This is a genomic window from Clostridium punense (genome assembly GCF_017874425.1).
Taxonomy (GTDB): Bacteria; Bacillota; Clostridia; order Clostridiales; family Clostridiaceae; genus Clostridium_J; species Clostridium_J punense.
The window spans coordinates 135,764-147,394 of record NZ_JAGGLL010000009.1 but is presented as its reverse complement, the minus strand read 5'-3'; the positions used below and the strand labels follow the sequence as shown (position 1 = coordinate 147,394).

At 34.3% G+C, this 11,631-nt stretch carries 23 protein-coding genes; all 23 read left to right on the top strand.

Features of this window, described 5'->3' with window-relative positions; genetic code table 11:
• The coding region (locus J2Z44_RS07560) for an EF-Tu C-terminal domain-related protein (protein WP_483416443.1) at positions 1 to 132 on the top strand (132 nt) is incomplete at its 5' end.
• A gap of 961 nt (positions 133 to 1,093) precedes the next feature.
• Positions 1,094 to 1,402, top strand: coding sequence for a 30S ribosomal protein S10 (gene rpsJ, locus J2Z44_RS07555; protein ID WP_209649460.1), 309 nt, complete (start codon positions 1,094 to 1,096; stop codon positions 1,400 to 1,402).
• Positions 1,403 to 1,516: 114 nt separating this feature from the next.
• A complete protein-coding gene (gene rplC / locus J2Z44_RS07550; RefSeq protein WP_021285426.1) occupies positions 1,517 to 2,146 on the top strand; it encodes a 50S ribosomal protein L3 in 630 nt (209 codons plus the stop codon).
• A 17-nt stretch (positions 2,147 to 2,163) separates the two neighbouring features.
• Positions 2,164 to 2,784, top strand: a complete 621-nt coding sequence (rplD, locus tag J2Z44_RS07545; protein WP_021285427.1) for a 50S ribosomal protein L4 — start codon at positions 2,164 to 2,166, stop codon at positions 2,782 to 2,784.
• A complete protein-coding gene (gene rplW, locus J2Z44_RS07540; RefSeq protein WP_021285428.1) occupies positions 2,784 to 3,077 on the top strand; it encodes a 50S ribosomal protein L23 in 294 nt (97 codons plus the stop codon). Before rplD ends, rplW begins: the two co-directional genes overlap by 1 nt.
• A gap of 54 nt (positions 3,078 to 3,131) precedes the next feature.
• On the top strand, positions 3,132 to 3,965 hold the full coding sequence (gene rplB, locus J2Z44_RS07535; protein ID WP_021285429.1) for a 50S ribosomal protein L2: 834 nt from the start codon (positions 3,132 to 3,134) through the stop codon (positions 3,963 to 3,965).
• 65 nt (positions 3,966 to 4,030) lie between these two features.
• Positions 4,031 to 4,312 (top strand): 30S ribosomal protein S19, encoded by a 282-nt coding sequence (gene rpsS, locus J2Z44_RS07530; RefSeq protein ID WP_021285430.1) that lies wholly within the window; start codon positions 4,031 to 4,033, stop codon positions 4,310 to 4,312.
• Between the two features lie 22 nt (positions 4,313 to 4,334).
• Complete coding sequence (gene rplV / locus J2Z44_RS07525; RefSeq protein WP_021285431.1) at positions 4,335 to 4,670, top strand: 50S ribosomal protein L22; 336 nt, start codon at positions 4,335 to 4,337, stop codon at positions 4,668 to 4,670.
• Positions 4,671 to 4,686: 16 nt separating this feature from the next.
• Positions 4,687 to 5,352, top strand: a complete 666-nt coding sequence (gene rpsC / locus J2Z44_RS07520) for a 30S ribosomal protein S3 (RefSeq protein WP_209649459.1) — start codon at positions 4,687 to 4,689, stop codon at positions 5,350 to 5,352.
• A gap of 27 nt (positions 5,353 to 5,379) precedes the next feature.
• Positions 5,380 to 5,823: a 50S ribosomal protein L16 gene (rplP, locus tag J2Z44_RS07515; protein ID WP_021285432.1), complete on the top strand. Its 444-nt coding sequence runs from the start codon at positions 5,380 to 5,382 to the stop codon at positions 5,821 to 5,823.
• Positions 5,813 to 6,025 (top strand): 50S ribosomal protein L29, encoded by a 213-nt coding sequence (rpmC, locus tag J2Z44_RS07510; RefSeq protein WP_021285433.1) that lies wholly within the window; start codon positions 5,813 to 5,815, stop codon positions 6,023 to 6,025. The genes rplP and rpmC overlap by 11 nt, the downstream gene beginning before the upstream one ends.
• A 21-nt stretch (positions 6,026 to 6,046) precedes the next feature.
• Positions 6,047 to 6,301 carry a 30S ribosomal protein S17 gene (gene rpsQ / locus J2Z44_RS07505; protein ID WP_021285434.1) on the top strand — a complete coding sequence of 85 codons (255 nt, stop codon included), beginning with the start codon at positions 6,047 to 6,049 and terminating at the stop codon, positions 6,299 to 6,301.
• Between the two features lie 24 nt (positions 6,302 to 6,325).
• On the top strand, positions 6,326 to 6,694 hold the full coding sequence (rplN, locus tag J2Z44_RS07500) for a 50S ribosomal protein L14 (protein ID WP_021285435.1): 369 nt from the start codon (positions 6,326 to 6,328) through the stop codon (positions 6,692 to 6,694).
• Between the two features lie 17 nt (positions 6,695 to 6,711).
• Positions 6,712 to 7,026, top strand: coding sequence for a 50S ribosomal protein L24 (gene rplX / locus J2Z44_RS07495; protein WP_021285436.1), 315 nt, complete (start codon positions 6,712 to 6,714; stop codon positions 7,024 to 7,026).
• A 22-nt stretch (positions 7,027 to 7,048) separates the two neighbouring features.
• The gene (rplE, locus tag J2Z44_RS07490; RefSeq protein WP_021285437.1) at positions 7,049 to 7,591 is read left to right on the top strand and encodes a 50S ribosomal protein L5; all 543 of its coding nucleotides are present in this window, start codon (positions 7,049 to 7,051) and stop codon (positions 7,589 to 7,591) included.
• Positions 7,592 to 7,606: 15 nt separating this feature from the next.
• Positions 7,607 to 7,792, top strand: a complete 186-nt coding sequence (locus J2Z44_RS07485) for a type Z 30S ribosomal protein S14 (protein ID WP_010295312.1) — start codon at positions 7,607 to 7,609, stop codon at positions 7,790 to 7,792.
• A 31-nt stretch (positions 7,793 to 7,823) separates the two neighbouring features.
• Positions 7,824 to 8,222 carry a 30S ribosomal protein S8 gene (gene rpsH, locus J2Z44_RS07480; protein ID WP_021285438.1) on the top strand — a complete coding sequence of 133 codons (399 nt, stop codon included), beginning with the start codon at positions 7,824 to 7,826 and terminating at the stop codon, positions 8,220 to 8,222.
• Positions 8,223 to 8,245: 23 nt separating this feature from the next.
• Positions 8,246 to 8,785 carry a 50S ribosomal protein L6 gene (rplF, locus tag J2Z44_RS07475; protein WP_021285439.1) on the top strand — a complete coding sequence of 180 codons (540 nt, stop codon included), beginning with the start codon at positions 8,246 to 8,248 and terminating at the stop codon, positions 8,783 to 8,785.
• 32 nt (positions 8,786 to 8,817) lie between these two features.
• Positions 8,818 to 9,180 (top strand): 50S ribosomal protein L18, encoded by a 363-nt coding sequence (rplR, locus tag J2Z44_RS07470; RefSeq protein WP_021285440.1) that lies wholly within the window; start codon positions 8,818 to 8,820, stop codon positions 9,178 to 9,180.
• 17 nt (positions 9,181 to 9,197) lie between these two features.
• Positions 9,198 to 9,695: a 30S ribosomal protein S5 gene (gene rpsE / locus J2Z44_RS07465; protein WP_021285441.1), complete on the top strand. Its 498-nt coding sequence runs from the start codon at positions 9,198 to 9,200 to the stop codon at positions 9,693 to 9,695.
• A 13-nt stretch (positions 9,696 to 9,708) separates the two neighbouring features.
• Positions 9,709 to 9,888 carry a 50S ribosomal protein L30 gene (gene rpmD, locus J2Z44_RS07460; protein WP_021285442.1) on the top strand — a complete coding sequence of 60 codons (180 nt, stop codon included), beginning with the start codon at positions 9,709 to 9,711 and terminating at the stop codon, positions 9,886 to 9,888.
• A 17-nt stretch (positions 9,889 to 9,905) separates the two neighbouring features.
• Positions 9,906 to 10,346: a 50S ribosomal protein L15 gene (gene rplO / locus J2Z44_RS07455; protein ID WP_021285443.1), complete on the top strand. Its 441-nt coding sequence runs from the start codon at positions 9,906 to 9,908 to the stop codon at positions 10,344 to 10,346.
• Positions 10,347 to 11,627, top strand: a complete 1,281-nt coding sequence (gene secY, locus J2Z44_RS07450; RefSeq protein WP_021285444.1) for a preprotein translocase subunit SecY — start codon at positions 10,347 to 10,349, stop codon at positions 11,625 to 11,627.
• Positions 11,628 to 11,631 lie beyond the last annotated feature (4 nt).

The following is an 11,631-nucleotide window of genomic DNA, read 5'->3' as shown; positions in this document are numbered from 1 at the left end:
ATGCCAGGAGACCACATCGACATGAACGTTGAATTAATAAACCCAATCGCAATGGATGAGGGATTAAGATTCGCTATCAGAGAAGGTGGAAGAACAGTAGGATCAGGAGTTGTTACTGCTATAGTTAAATAGTAGTAAGAATAGTATAGTTAAACTACTTAATGGTATTTAAGAGAATAACTTAAAAATATATAAGCTTATAAATTAAAATAAGAAAAGGTGGTAGAGTATGACTACTGGATCTTATAAATAAAATTCTAAAATGTTTTTAGAAAAGATGTGCACAGTTAAAACCTAGGTTGTAGAGAGAAGGGGACGCCCTTCTCTCTATTATTTTTTGAGGCCTATATCTAGAGTCTGAGTTAACTCGGGTTATGAATTGAACCTGAAAAAATGCGCATTGTGAAGATTATTGTAGTTTAAAATAAATATAATTATAAAATTTAAATCTGGTTATTAACTCAATAAAAGAGTTTGGAATAAGCAGTGGAAAAGATGTTAAGTATATAGCGATAGTGAGTGAGAATAAAAAAGAGTTTTATGAACATTTATAATGTTTTAGAAATAAAAAGATGTATTGAAAAGAAAATAGATAACAGTTATAATAAGTAGCAGTATTAATTTAAGAACCTATATCATATAGGGAAATAAAATTATATGTAGGTTAATTTGAAGAAAATAAAAAGTTTCCTAAAGTATGATAATTAATTATAATAATGAATTAATTTACAATGATTGGGATAAAATTAAATTTGAGTGACTTATGTATTTGGAAAAATAAGTGAAAAATAATTCATTACATATATGGTCATAAGTTTACTTGATTAAAATCATAAAATGAGAAAAAAACTCTTGTCAAAAGGACTAAATTATTGTATACTGTAGAAGTTGCAATGTGGTAACAGCGATGAGGTAAGAGGTTGCCGGGCTTCCGGGGGAATTCTTAACCGAGCATGTCCTGATCACGAATCGGGCGACGGGGTCTGTGCTGGATTTGGTTTGCGCATTGTGTATGCAACACCAGGAACAGTTTACAGAACATCCGCTGTTGTACGTAAGAAGTAATAGCGTGCGATGAAAAGGAGGGAATACAATGTCAAAACAAAAAATTAGAATAAGATTAAAAGCATTTGATCACACAATACTTGATCAATCAGCTGAAAAAATCGTTGAAACTGCTAAATCTACAGGAGCAAAAGTAGCTGGTCCAGTACCACTACCAACTGAAAAAGATATAGTAACAATTTTAAGAGCTCCACACAAGTACAAAGATTCAAGAGAGCAGTTCGAAATCAGAACTCATAAGAGACTAATCGATATATTAAGTCCATCACCAAAAACAGTTGATGCATTAATGAGATTAGACTTACCAGCAGGCGTAGATATCGAAATAAAATTATAGGCGTACATAGAAGTGAGCATTAATGCTACACAGATGAGGTACGGGTAATAGATAACTATTACTAACTATTATGATCACTAAGGTGATCCGCTAATAAGTAGGAGGTGTATTTTAATGAAAAAAGCTATAATGGGTAAAAAACTTGGAATGACTCAGATATTTGATGAGAACAGAAAAGTTGTGCCAGTTACAGTAGTTGAAGCAGGTCCATGCGTAGTTATTCAAAAGAAAACTATAGAAAAAGATGGATATGAAGCAATAAAAGTAGGTTTTGGTGACTTAAGAGAGAACCTAGTGAATAAACCAAGAAAAGGTGAGTTTGCTAAGGCTGGAGTTGCTGTAAAGAGACACGTGAAAGAGTTTAGATTACAAGATGTAAGCTCATTCGAAGTTGGATCAGAATTAAAAGCTGATATATTTGCTGCAGGAGACAAAATTGACGTTTCAGGAGTTTCTAAAGGAAAGGGATTCCAAGGCGTAATTAAGAGATGGAATGCACACAGAGGACCAATGAGTCACGGTTCTAAATTCCACAGAGCAGTAGGTTCTATGGGAGCTTCATCAGATCCTTCAAGAACTTTCAAAAACAAAAAAATGCCTGGACATATGGGTAATGTTAATACTACAGTATTAAACCTAGAAGTAGTAAGAGTAATTCCTGAAAAGAATATTATTCTTATAAAAGGCGGAATACCTGGACCAAACAAAGGTCTTGTAGTAATTAGAGACGCTGTTAAAGCTTAGGGAAAGGAGGATGCAGAATGCCTACATTAAAAGTGTTTAATAAAGAAGGAAAAGAAGTTGGAGATATCCAATTAAATGAAAGCGTGTTCGCTGTTGAAATTAGCAAAGATGCTATGCATCAAGTTGTTTTAGCACAACTTGCTAATAAAAGACAAGGTACTCAAAGCGCTAAAACAAGAGCTGAAGTACGTGGCGGTGGAATAAAGCCATGGAGACAAAAAGGAACTGGTAGAGCAAGACAAGGTTCAATCAGAGCTCCACAATGGATCAAAGGTGGTATAGTATTTGCACCAAAACCAAGAGATTACAGAGTTTCAGTTCCAAAGAGCATGAGAAGAACAGCTATGAAATCAGCATTAACTTCTAAGGTTCAAGATAACGAGATGATCGTATTAGAAAGCTTAGACTTCAATGCACCAAAAACAAAAGAAATGATAAAAGTTTTAAATGCATTCGAAGCAAAGAAAACTTTAATCGTTGTAGCTGAGTCTAACGAAAATGTTTATAAATCAGCTAGAAACTTACCAGGAGTAGCAGTAGTACCAGTAAATAACATAAATGTTTATGATATATTAAAGTATGAAAAACTTATGGTAACTAAGGATGCTGTATCAAAAATTGAGGAGGTGTATGTATAATGAAAATGACTAGCCATGATATTATAAGAAAACCTGTTATAACTGAAAAAAGTATGGCAGCAATGGCTGACAAGAAATACACTTTCATCGTTGACATACACGCTAATAAGGTTCAAATAAAAAAAGCTGTTGAAGAAGTATTTGGAGTTAAAGTTGAAGATGTTAAAACTCTAAGAAACTTAGGAAAAACTAAGAGAGTTGGAGTTCACGTTGGAAAAAGAGCAGACTTCAAAAAAGCAGTTGTAACATTAACTGAAGACAGCAAAACAATTGAATTCTTTGAAGGAATGTAATAATAGCATTTATTGGCTAGAGCCAGATAAGCGATAAAGAAGGAGGGAAACCTAATGGCAGTTAAAAAGTTTAACCCTACCACACCTTCTAGAAGAAATATGACTATGGCAACATTTGAAGAAATAACAACAAATGTGCCTGAGAAATCACTTCTTGTAGCTAAAAAGAAGACTGGTGGTAGAAATGCTCAAGGTAAAATAACTGTTCGTCACCACGGTGGTGGAGCGAAACAAAAATATAGATTAATAGATTTCAAAAGAACTAAAGATGGTATTCCAGCAAAAGTTGCAACTATTGAGTATGATCCAAATAGATCAGCTTACATTGCATTAGTTAACTATGCTGATGGAGAGAAAAGATACATAATAGCTCCAGTAGGATTAAAAGTTGGAGATGTTATAGTTTCTGGTCCAGATTCAGATATTAAAGTTGGTAATACTCTTCCAATAGCTAACATACCAGTTGGTACAGTAATTCACAACATAGAATTACAAGTTGGAAAAGGTGCTCAGCTAGTAAGATCAGCAGGTTCTTCAGCTCAGTTAATGGCTAAAGAAGGAGAATATGCTATCGTAAGACTTCCAAGTGGAGAAACTAGATATGTAAGAATTAACTGCAGAGCTACAATAGGAACAGTTTCTAACTTAACTCATGAAATTGTTAAAATAGGTAAAGCAGGTAGAAAAAGACATATGGGTATCAGACCTACAGTAAGAGGTTCTGTAATGAACCCTAACGACCACCCACACGGTGGAGGAGAAGGTAAATCTCCAATCGGACATCCAAGTCCACTTACTCCATGGGGTAAACCAGCACTTGGATACAAAACTAGAAAGAACAAAAAGTATTCTGACAAGTTTATTGTTAAGAAGAGAAATGGTAAGTAACCAGAAGAGAATATAACATTCTCTTCTGAATTACGTATATGTTTCATGAAGGGAGGCCACTAATAGTGAGTAGATCAATTAAAAAAGGACCTTTTGTACAAGAATCACTTTTAAATAAAATTAATGAAATGAACAAAAATGGTGAGAAAAAAGTAATAAAGACTTGGTCAAGAAGCTCTACAATTTTCCCACAAATGATAGGTCACACTATCGCTGTTCATGATGGAAGAAAACACGTTCCAGTATATGTTCAAGAAGATATGGTTGGACATAAATTAGGAGAATTTGCTTTAACTAGAACTTTCAAAGGTCACATTGATAAAGCTAAATCAAGCAAAGTGAGATAGTACGGGAAGGAGGAAACTAACAATGGAAGCTAAAGCTATAGCTAGATATATAAGAATGTCTCCAATGAAAGTTGGAATAGTTCTTGATTTAATTAGAGGAAAAAATGTAAATGAAGCTTTTGCTATATTACAATATACTCCAAAAGATGCAGCAATAGTTGTTAATAAAATTTTAAAATCAGCTGTTGCAAATGCAGAAAACAACTTAAATTTAGATAGAAGCAGATTATATGTTGCAGAAGCACATACTGGTCAAGGTCCAACATTAAAGAGATTTAGACCACACGCTCAAGGTAGAGCATTTAGAATCGCTAAAAGAACTAGTCATATAACTCTAGTAGTTAAAGAAAGAGCATAAGAAGGAGGGATATAGAGTGGGACAAAAAGTACATCCACACGGCCTAAGAGTTGGTGTAATTAAAGATTGGGACGCTAAATGGTATGCAAACAGCAAAAACTTTGCAGATAATTTAGTTGAAGATAATCAAATTAGAGAGTATTTAAAAGAAAGACTATTTACAGCTGGAATATCTAAGATTGAGATAGAAAGAGCTGCTAAAAGAGTTAAAATTAATATACATACTGCTAAACCAGGAATGGTTATAGGAAAAGGCGGTCAAGGTATAGAAGATTTAAAAGTTCAATTAAAAAACATTGTTACAGATAAAAATGTTTTAATTAATATAGTTGAAGTAAAAGCTCCTGAGAATAATGCTCAACTTATGGCTGAAAATATAGCAGCTCAATTAGAAAAGAGAATATCTTTCAGAAGAGCAATGAAGCAAACAATTCAAAGAGCAATGAGAACAGGAGTTAAAGGAGTTAAAACTGCTTGTTCAGGAAGATTAGGTGGAGCTGAGATTGCAAGAACTGAGCAATACCACGAAGGAACAATTCCACTACAAACTTTAAGAGCTGACATCGATTATGGATTTGCAGAAGCAGATACAATATACGGAAAAATTGGTGTTAAGGTTTGGGTTTATAGAGGAGAAGTTCTTCCTACAAAAAAAGTTGTAAAGGAAGAAGCTAACGCATAAAAACGTGTAAGGAAGGAGGAATTTGACATGTTAATGCCTAAAAGAGTTAAACATCGTAAGGTACAACGTGGCAGAATGAAAGGTAAGGCTACAAGAGGTAACTTCATAGCATATGGAGATTTCGCATTACAAGCAACTGAGTGCGGATGGATTACTAGTAACCAAATCGAGTCTGCCAGAATTGCTATAAATAGATATGTAAAAAGAGGAGGAAAGGTTTTCATAAAAATCTTCCCTGATAAACCAGTTACAGAGAAACCAGCTGAAACACGTATGGGATCTGGTAAAGGTTCACCAGAATACTGGGTAGCAGTAGTTAAACCAGGCAGAGTGTTATTTGAAATAGCTGGAGTTTCTGAAGAAGCTGCAAGAGAAGCAATGAGACTTGCATCTCACAAACTACCAGTGAAAACTAAGTTTGTGACAAGAAGAGATTTTGAGGAAATGGGTGGTGAAATCAATGAAGGCTAATGAATTAAAAGAATTGAGACAAAGTACTCCTCAAGATTTAAATACAAGATTAACTGACCTTAAAACAGAATTATTTAACCTAAGATTTCAATTAGCTACAGGACAGTTAGAAAACCCAATGAGAATAAAGCAGGTTAAAAAATCTATAGCCCAAATTAAAACCATCCTTAGAGAAGAAGAATTAAGGGCTTTTGAACAGTAATACTGAAAGGAGGTTCGTCTTGTGGAAAGAGGAAATAGAAAAACTAGAATTGGAAGAGTTGTTTCTGATAAAATGGATAAAACAATAGTAGTTGCGGTTGAAACTAAAGTAAGACATCCGCTATACGGAAAAACAGTTAACAGAACAACTAAATTTAAAGCTCATGATGAGAATAACGAAGCAAAAGTTAACGATAGAGTATTAATAATGGAAACAAGACCATTATCTAAAGATAAGAGATGGAGACTTGTTGAAATCATGGAAAGAGCTAAATAGTTAACTGAAAGGAGGGTATTTAACATGATACAACAACAAACATTATTAAAAGTGGCAGACAACTCTGGTGCTAAAGAAATAATGTGTATTAGAGTATTAGGTGGTTCTCATAGAAAATGGGGAAACATCGGAGATATAATTGTTGCTAGCGTCAAAAGTGCAACACCAGGTGGAGTTGTTAAAAAAGGTGACGTTGTTAAGGCAGTTATTGTTAGATCAGTTAAAGGTTTAAGAAGAGCAGACGGGACTTATATCAGATTTGATGAGAACGCAGCTGTTATTATAAAAGAAGATAAAAATCCAAGAGGAACTCGTATCTTCGGACCTGTTGCTAGGGAGCTAAGAGACAAAGAGTTTACAAAAATTCTATCACTTGCACCTGAAGTACTATAGGATAGGAGGTAGCTAAAATGAAAGTTCATGTTAGAAAAAATGACACTGTAATGGTTATTTCAGGAAAAGATAAAGGCAAAATAGGAGAAGTTCTAGCTGTTTATCCTAAAACTGGAAAAGTGGTTGTTAAAGATGTTAATGTAGTAACAAAGCATCAAAAACCAAGCAGACAAAATATGACAGGTGGAATAGTTCACGTTGAGGGAGCTATTAACAGTTCTAAAGTTATGTTATACTGCGAAAAATGCAAAAGTGTAACTAGAATAAGCAATAAAATATTAGAAGATGGCACAAAAGTAAGAGTGTGCAAAAAGTGCGGAGAAACATTCTAATTCGCGAAAGGAGGTTTAACTAATGGTTGCAAGACTACAAGAAAAATATAATAATGAAGTAGTTCAAGCTATGATGGAGAAGTTCGGATACAAAAATATCATGGAAGTACCAAAGCTTGAGAAAATAGTTATAAACATGGGAGTTGGAGAAGCTAAAGATAACTCTAAGGTTTTAGATGCTGCTACTGGTGATTTACAATTAATCACTGGACAAAAGCCAGTATTAACTAGAGCAAAGAAATCAGTTGCTAACTTCAAAATAAGAGAAAACATGCCAATAGGATGTAAAGTTACATTAAGAAAAGCTAAAATGTATGAGTTTGCAGATAAATTAATGAATATTGCTTTACCAAGAGTTAGAGACTTCAGAGGAGTTCCTTCAAAGTCATTCGATGGCAGAGGTAACTATGCATTAGGAATTAAAGAACAATTAATATTCCCTGAAGTTGAGTATGATAAAATCGACAAAGTAAGAGGAATGGATATAATATTTGTAACTACTGCAAAGACAGACGAGGAAGCAAGAGAGTTATTAAGATTCCTTGGAATGCCATTTGCTCAGTAATAAGGAGGGAATTACGTGGCACGTAAAGCTTTGATAGAAAAATGGAAAAAAGAGCCTAAGTATTCAACTAGAGCTTACACAAGATGCAGACTATGTGGAAGACCACACTCTGTATTAAAGAAATTTGGTATTTGCCGTATTTGTTTCAGAGAACTTGCTTATAAAGGACAAATTCCTGGATGCAAGAAGGCAAGTTGGTAATATACAGAACATATGAAAGGAGGCACAACAAATGGTTATGACTGACCCTATCGCAGATTTGCTAACTCGTATAAGAAATGCAAATGTTGTTAGACACGAAATAGTAGAGGTTCCTTCTTCAACAATAAAGAAGGCTATCGCAAATATAATGCTTCAAGAAGGATATCTTAAAAATATAGAAGAATATCAAGATGGATCTGTTTCTATGTTAAGACTTACAATGAAGTATGGTCAAAACAAAGAAAGAGTTATCACAGGATTAAAGAGAATATCTAAGCCAGGATTAAGAGTTTACTCTAAGAATGAGGATATTCCAAAGGTACTTAACGGATTAGGAGTTGCTGTTATATCAACTTCAAAAGGAATCGTTACAGATAGAGATGCTAGAAAATTAGGATTAGGTGGAGAAGTTATCTGCTATATCTGGTAGTTTATTGAACAGGAGGTGCAATTATGTCAAGAATAGGAAGACTTCCAATAGCTATACCAAGTGGTGTAACAGTTACAGTAACACCAGACAACGTTGTAACAGTTAAGGGACCAAAAGGCGAATTAACTAAAGCAATGGCAAAAGATATAAACATAGCTATAGAAGATAATTCAGTGGTTGTAACAAGACCAAGCGATGTAAAAGAACATAGAGCTCTTCACGGATTAACAAGAGCATTAATAAATAACATGGTAATCGGAGTAACTAATGGTTATGCTAGAACATTACAATTAGTTGGTGTTGGATATAGAGCAGCACTAAAAGGTAAGAACCTAACATTAAACCTTGGATTCTCTCATCCAGTAGAAGTAGAGTCAGTTGAAGGAATTACTTTTGAAACTCCAGATGCTAACACTATAATAGTAAAAGGTATCAACAAGGAATTAGTTGGAGCTGTAGCTGCTGACATAAGATCTTGGAGAAAACCAGAGCCTTATAAAGGAAAAGGTATTAAGTACTCTGATGAGGTTATCAGACGTAAAGAAGGTAAGACTGGTAAGTAATAGATAATAGATAATAGGAAGGAGTGAATTACATGTTCAACAAAGCTGATAGAAAACTATCAAGAGAAAAACGTCATTTAAGAGTACGTAAAAAAGTTCATGGAACAGCAGAAAGACCAAGACTTGCTGTTTATAGAAGTGAAAAGAATATATATGCTCAAATAATTGATGACGTTTCAAGAAGAACATTAGTTGCTGCATCAAGCTTAGAAAAAGATTTTGCACTAAACGTTGGAAGCAATAAAGAAGCTGCTAAAATGGTTGGTGAGTTAATAGCTAAAAAAGCAATCGAAAAAGGAATCACTGAAGTAGTATTTGACAGAGGCGGATATATTTATCACGGAAGAGTACAAATGCTTGCTGAGGGTGCAAGAGAAGCAGGGCTTCAATTCTAAAAAAAGGAGGGAAACACATGAAAATTGATCCTAGCACACTTGATCTTAAGGAAAAAGTTGTACACATAAACAGAGTTGCTAAGGTTGTTAAAGGTGGTAGAAACTTCAGATTCAGCGCACTAGTTGTTGTTGGTGATGAGAACGGACACGTTGGTGTTGGAATGGGTAAATCTGTTGAAATACCAGAAGCAATAAGAAAAGGCATAGAAGATGCTAAGAAAAATCTTGTTAAAGTTGAATTAGCTGGAACTACAGTTCCACATACAATAGATGGTAAGTTCGGTACTGGTGTAGTTCACATTATGCCTGCATCAGAGGGAACTGGAGTTATCGCAGGAGGTCCAGCAAGAGCTGTACTTGAGCTTGCAGGATTAAAGGATGTTAGAGCTAAATCTTTAGGATCTAACAACCCAAGAAACATGGTTAATGCTACAATTAATGGATTAGCAAATTTAAGAACAGCAGAGCAAGTTGCAAAACTTAGAGGCAAAACTGTTGAAGAGATTTTAGGATAGGAGGGGAATCACCTTGGCTAAAGTTAAAATTACATTAGCAAAGAGCACAATTGGTAGAAAGAAAGATCATATTGCTACAGTGGAAGCTCTTGGATTAAAGAAAATTGGAAAAACTGTTGAGCACGAGGCAACTCCTCAAATAAGAGGTATGATAAATAAAGTTAGTTATCTACTTAAAGTAGAAGAACTATAATTTAAGGAGGTGTAAATATGAGACTTCATGAGTTAAGACCTGCAGAAGGTTCAAAAAAATCTCCTAAAAGAATTGGTAGAGGTACTGGTTCAGGCTGGGGTAAAAGTGCTGGTAAAGGTCAAAAAGGACAAAACTCAAGATCTGGTGGAGGTGTAAGACCAGGATTTGAGGGAGGACAAATGCCTTTATACAGAAGACTGCCTAAGAGAGGATTTACAAATATATTTGCTAAAGAATATACTTGTATTAACGTAGATAGATTAAACATATTTGAAAATGGTACAGAAGTAACTCCAGAATTACTTCTTCAAACAGGTATGGTTAAGAAAGTAAACGATGGAATAAAAATTCTTGGAAACGGCAATCTTGAAAAGAATTTAACTGTTAAAGCTAATAAGATTTCTAAAGCTGCAGCAGAGAAAATTGAAGCAGCAGGAGGAAAAGTTGAGGTGATATAGATGTTATCAACCCTACGAAATGCTTGGAAAGTTCCAGAACTAAGAAAGAGAATGCTATTTACGCTGCTTATCGTAGTAATATTTAGATTAGGTATATTTATACCAGTACCAGGAGTAGACACCAGCAGGCTAGCTAATTTAACAAGTGGATCAGGTTCACTTCTTGGATTTTATGATATGATTTCAGGAGGAGCATTTAGTAAATTTAGTATATTTGCTTTAGGCGTTGGACCATATATTAATGCGTCAATCATTATACAGTTGTTAACAATAGCAATTCCTTATTTGGAGCAACTTTCTAAGGAAGGTCAAGAAGGAAGAAAGAAAATACAAAACTACACTAAGTATGCTGCATATATATTTGCTTTAATTCAAGCTTATGGAATGTATGCATTAATAGCAAATTCAGGTGCAATAGCACTAGAAGGTAAAACAGGTTTGTTCCTTATACTTATAACGATGACCACTGGTTCAGCTTTACTAGTATGGATAGGAGAGCAAATATCTGTATACGGATTGGGCAATGGTGTATCTGTGATTATATTTGTAAACATCATTTCTTCATTACCTACTATGATTTATCAAATTATGGGACTTCTAAGTGCAAAACAAGTTAGTCCAGTAGAGGTTATAATATTTATAGCAGTAGTATTAGCTTTATTATTAACAGTAATTGTTATAAACTTAGCAGAAAGAAGAATTCCTGTTCAGTATGCAGGAAAAGCAGTTGGCAGAAAGGTTGTTAAAGGCCAATCTACACATATTCCAGTAAGCTTAAACTCTTCAGGAGTTATGGCAATAATATTTGCTATGTCAGTTATGGCAACTCCTGCGACTATAGCTCAAATATGGCCAAATTCTTCTTTCGCAAAATTTGTTACAGGAAGTCCATGGAGCATATTCAGTGAGAAATCCTATAAGTATGCAATAGCATATTTTGTTCTAATTTTATTCTTTGCTTGGTTCTATACCTTAATTACATTTAAGCCAGAAGAAATGGCAGAGAATATGAATAAGTCATCAGGATTTATACCAGGAATAAGACCAGGAGAAAAAACTGCAACATATTTAGAAAAAATATTAACTAGAATAGCTATATTAGGTGGGACTTTTGCGGCTATAATTGCAGTAGTGCCAATATTAGCTGGGGCATATAGTAATTTTAAGGGAGTTACTTTTGGAGGTACTAGTTTGTTGATAATGGTTAGTGTTTCTATCGAAACAATGAAACAACTAGAATCACAATTAGTTATGAGACATTACCAAGGGTTCCTTAAATAAAATA

What these genes read in the sequence shown, in the direction of transcription:
- rpsJ (WP_209649460.1), top strand. Translation starts at nt 1,094, where the DNA reads ATGTCAAAACAAAAAATTAGAATAAGATTAAAAGCATTTGATCACACA.
- rplC (WP_021285426.1), top strand. Translation starts at nt 1,517, where the DNA reads ATGAAAAAAGCTATAATGGGTAAAAAACTTGGAATGACTCAGATATTT.
- rplD (WP_021285427.1), top strand. Translation starts at nt 2,164, where the DNA reads ATGCCTACATTAAAAGTGTTTAATAAAGAAGGAAAAGAAGTTGGAGAT.
- rplW (WP_021285428.1), top strand. Translation starts at nt 2,784, where the DNA reads ATGAAAATGACTAGCCATGATATTATAAGAAAACCTGTTATAACTGAA.
- rplB (WP_021285429.1), top strand. Translation starts at nt 3,132, where the DNA reads ATGGCAGTTAAAAAGTTTAACCCTACCACACCTTCTAGAAGAAATATG.
- rplV (WP_021285431.1), top strand. Translation starts at nt 4,335, where the DNA reads ATGGAAGCTAAAGCTATAGCTAGATATATAAGAATGTCTCCAATGAAA.
- rplP (WP_021285432.1), top strand. Translation starts at nt 5,380, where the DNA reads ATGTTAATGCCTAAAAGAGTTAAACATCGTAAGGTACAACGTGGCAGA.
- rpmC (WP_021285433.1), top strand. Translation starts at nt 5,813, where the DNA reads ATGAAGGCTAATGAATTAAAAGAATTGAGACAAAGTACTCCTCAAGAT.
- rplN (WP_021285435.1), top strand. Translation starts at nt 6,326, where the DNA reads ATGATACAACAACAAACATTATTAAAAGTGGCAGACAACTCTGGTGCT.
- rplX (WP_021285436.1), top strand. Translation starts at nt 6,712, where the DNA reads ATGAAAGTTCATGTTAGAAAAAATGACACTGTAATGGTTATTTCAGGA.
- rplE (WP_021285437.1), top strand. Translation starts at nt 7,049, where the DNA reads ATGGTTGCAAGACTACAAGAAAAATATAATAATGAAGTAGTTCAAGCT.
- rpsH (WP_021285438.1), top strand. Translation starts at nt 7,824, where the DNA reads ATGGTTATGACTGACCCTATCGCAGATTTGCTAACTCGTATAAGAAAT.
- rplF (WP_021285439.1), top strand. Translation starts at nt 8,246, where the DNA reads ATGTCAAGAATAGGAAGACTTCCAATAGCTATACCAAGTGGTGTAACA.
- rplR (WP_021285440.1), top strand. Translation starts at nt 8,818, where the DNA reads ATGTTCAACAAAGCTGATAGAAAACTATCAAGAGAAAAACGTCATTTA.
- rpsE (WP_021285441.1), top strand. Translation starts at nt 9,198, where the DNA reads ATGAAAATTGATCCTAGCACACTTGATCTTAAGGAAAAAGTTGTACAC.
- rplO (WP_021285443.1), top strand. Translation starts at nt 9,906, where the DNA reads ATGAGACTTCATGAGTTAAGACCTGCAGAAGGTTCAAAAAAATCTCCT.
- secY (WP_021285444.1), top strand. Translation starts at nt 10,347, where the DNA reads ATGTTATCAACCCTACGAAATGCTTGGAAAGTTCCAGAACTAAGAAAG.